A 3,292-nucleotide genomic window follows, 5' to 3' on the forward strand; every position below is an offset into this window, starting at 1 on the left:
GCTTCATTTGCTGTTACATAGTATGTTTTTCTGTTGCTATTGTGTACTTAAATATAATCCCAGTGCTAACCTTGACCATCTAACCAGCCAGTAAAGTCATCTGAAAAAGAAAGAAAGGATTGTCCATCTTTTTAATTAGGGGTACAGCCAATGTACTAACATAAAATCCATGTTAAGGATTATTTGCAAAGTAACAATACTGTACATTTTTATTGCTTTGTAATCTGATAATGGAAAAAAATACAGACTTTAATCTAAAATTACATGTATCTCAGCTGAATCCTAATGAGATGTTTTTTTTTGATTATTTACCTTCTATCTCTTTGTTTGCAGCGCTTTGAATGTATACTTTTCTTGCTAACTTTGAGGATATCAGGGGAATTGGGATGAAGTCAATATTTTTACAGATTCGAATGTAAACTAATAATAAAAAGTTTGCTTTCAAATTTGAAAAGGTTAGTCCCTCACTCCACTCCAGCTAAAAACCTCACACCCAAAAACAAAGGGGAACTCAATTGTTCAAACTCATATAAAGTTTCAATCTTGTCTAAGCATCCATTAGGATATACAATTGATCATCCATTTTTCTTTACATAATCTCCAGATACAGTCCATATCAACTATAGATTCTTGTCTTATGCTAAATGTAATCAAAAAGCAAGTAGATAAAGATAATGACTAAAACATTAACTCTAGATACTTTTTTGATGAATATTACAAATAAATAGGAGGTAATGAAAAATGATTAAAACATTATTAGCAGGAGCACTTTTAAGTACAGGATTAGTAGCGGGAGGTGCAGATGATGCGAAAATGGACAATTTAAAGTCAAATGAAAATAGTTCAAATCAAGTAATTACACAGAGTGCAGATGGAACAACGTCTTTCTCACAAAACTTTGATTTACCTAAAGATGCAGTGCCAGCAACTCCTAAAGGAGAAGCAAAAACTGTTGAAAGAACAGAAGGTACAGGTTCTCAAGAAGGAAAAATGGTACCAACAAAAGAAGGTACAGATTCTCAACCTGGATTTGAAATGGGAGCCCCTGAAAAACCAGAACATGCAAAAACTGTTGAAAGAACAGAGGGTACAGACTCTCAAGAAGGAAAAATGGTACCAGCAAAAGAAGGAAATTAAATAATATATAGTTATAACGAGGAGCATCCAAAAAGTGGTGCTCTTTTTATATTATAGGGATCAACTGGTTTTACTCAATATAGAACTGTAGCGGGAATTCAAGCTAGAATATGGGTTACTGTCTCTTCAAATTATGGTGTTTGAAGCACTAGTTTTGGTGGTAACGTTACAACATAAACATTTTATTAGAGATTTTTAAAATTTACATACACTCTAGATAGACTACATATCAACCTCAGATACTTGTTTTATGATACAAGTAATCAAACAAAAGGAGGGCAATACAAAATGATTACAACAGTATTAACAGGGCACTCTTTTAAGTACAGGAGATTATTAACAGGTGGAGAAAATGTTAAAGATGTACAGACAGATAAACATATTCCATATGAACAAAATGAATTGCAGCAAACTCTAGAAAAGTACGATTCGAAGAAATTTGAGTTATAAAAAGAAAATAGATAAATATAGTGAAAATAGATAAATTGACAAGAGAAAAGCACTTTGTGTATATCACAGATGCTTTTTATTTTCATTTTGATATAGGGCTTGAATTAAATTTTTACACTAAAATATATACGGCAAAAAGGGGGGAGTTCATTGCACAAAGTTATTTATGGAATATTAATTTTAATTTATACTTTGTATTCATTTTTTGTAAGTGACGGAAGTGAAGTAAGGTTTATTATGGTGTTAACTATAGTACTTATCTTTTCTGTAGTTTTAGAAAAAGGAAATGCAAACAAAACGACTGATTAAAGGTCTTTTTGTTTGCATTTTTTAGTTGGCTATTAAAGTCCAGATGTTTTAGGGGTAGCACCAAATCGCCATCAAGCTTAAAGAACGATTTATCGCCAAACAATAAAAATGAGCTTTTTATTACAAGTTAGCGCCAAATTTCGTTTTTGGGACACTATTAAATTTTTAGTTGATGAAAACACCCGCCTAAAATAGAAAACTTTTAACCTATTATCATTTATTCCGTAGCTTTTAAGGTATTTAACACGACTTTGGTTGCGTCTGCAATAAGTTTATCATCGTATTTAGCATCTTCTTTATCATGATTAGAAAGTATAGCAAGAACAATCGGCTTTTTATTTGGTGGCCAAATAATTGCGATATCATTTCTTGTTCCGTAAGATCCCGCGCCTGTTTTATCAGCCACTTCCCATCCTTTTGGTACGCCCGCACGAATCAATTTATCTCCAGTTGTATTTCTCTTCATCCAATCTACTAATAGTTCACGTTTTTCTATTGGAAGTGCAGTTCCTAATGTAAATGATTGAAGTGTCTTAGCAATCGCTTCTGGTGTACTGGTATCATGTGTTTCTCCTGGATGCACTTCATTTAATTCAGGTTCAAATCGTTCGGAAGTAGTAACAGTATCTCCCATTTCTCTCAAGATTTTTTCAAATTCAGAGGGCCCCCCTAACTGTTTAAGAATCAAATTATGTGCTGTGCTGTCACTATATCGAACAGAAGCATCTGCAAGTTCTTTTAACGTCATTCCTGTATCAACATGCTTTTCAGTAATTGGATTATAATTAGAAAGATCTTCATGAGTATACGTAATCCTTTGATCCAGAGCTTCTAATGAGTTCTTGCGTAAAAGAGCGCCGACAGCTAATGATTTAGATGTAGATGCAAATGCAAAACGATCATCTGAATGATAAGCAACAGTTTGATTTGTACCTGTGTCCAGTGCATAAATACCAAGCTTAGCATCATATTCTTTTTCAAGTTTAGCGAAAGATTGATTACCTGTATTTTCTTGTTTAATTTGATTAGCTTGATTCGTTTGTTTAGGTGGTTCAGATTGAGTGTTACTATTGGAACAGCCTATAAGTGATACACATGAAAGTAATACTACAGGCACAATCTTTTTGTAATGTAAAATGTTAAAGAACTTGTTTAAAACGAACATAAATTTTCAACCTCTTTCAAGAATATATGGATTTTGTCTAGGTATTCTAAATACCAATGCAATTAAAGATGGCATAGGGTAACAATACTACTGCAGCAGAAATTTCACAGGTTAAATGACATCCAAAACATTTACCCCGCTATTCGCCGGGCAGTAAGACCCCCACCTCAAAATTCAGCGGAAGCAAAGAAGTTAGGTGGGGGGCGGGCTGCCCGTAAAAGCCCGATTGGT

4 protein-coding genes are annotated in these 3,292 nt (G+C 33.5%); 3 read left to right on the forward strand and 1 reads right to left on the reverse strand.

The window, feature by feature from the left end:
* Positions 1-741: 741 nt before the first annotated feature.
* The 3 genes from V7038_RS09665 to V7038_RS09675 all read left to right on the forward strand — a co-directional run bounded on the left by V7038_RS09665 (position 742) and on the right by V7038_RS09675 (position 1,896).
* Complete coding sequence (locus V7038_RS09665; protein ID WP_335469970.1) at positions 742-1,137, forward strand: alpha-ketoglutarate permease; 396 nt, start codon at positions 742-744, stop codon at positions 1,135-1,137.
* Between the two features lie 288 nt (positions 1,138-1,425).
* On the forward strand, positions 1,426-1,587 hold the full coding sequence (locus tag V7038_RS09670) for a hypothetical protein (protein ID WP_335469972.1): 162 nt from the start codon (positions 1,426-1,428) through the stop codon (positions 1,585-1,587).
* A 150-nt stretch (positions 1,588-1,737) separates the two neighbouring features.
* Positions 1,738-1,896: a hypothetical protein gene (locus tag V7038_RS09675; RefSeq protein WP_002087303.1), complete on the forward strand. Its 159-nt coding sequence runs from the start codon at positions 1,738-1,740 to the stop codon at positions 1,894-1,896.
* 217 nt (positions 1,897-2,113) lie between these two features.
* Here V7038_RS09675 and blaIII read toward each other — a convergent pair whose 3' ends face one another.
* On the reverse strand, positions 2,114-3,061 hold the full coding sequence (gene blaIII / locus V7038_RS09680; protein WP_002016516.1) for a class A beta-lactamase BlaIII: 948 nt from the start codon (positions 3,059-3,061) through the stop codon (positions 2,114-2,116).
* Positions 3,062-3,292 lie beyond the last annotated feature (231 nt).

The organism is Bacillus sp. JJ783 (assembly GCF_036963225.1).
Classification (GTDB): Bacteria; Bacillota; Bacilli; order Bacillales; family Bacillaceae_G; genus Bacillus_A; species Bacillus_A cereus_U.

Coding starts and splice junctions, on each gene's coding strand:
- V7038_RS09665 (WP_335469970.1), top strand. CDS start 742: ATGATTAAAACATTATTAGCAGGAGCACTTTTAAGTACAGGATTAGTA.
- V7038_RS09670 (WP_335469972.1), top strand. CDS start 1,426: ATGATTACAACAGTATTAACAGGGCACTCTTTTAAGTACAGGAGATTA.
- blaIII (WP_002016516.1), bottom strand. CDS start 3,061: ATGTTCGTTTTAAACAAGTTCTTTAACATTTTACATTACAAAAAGATT.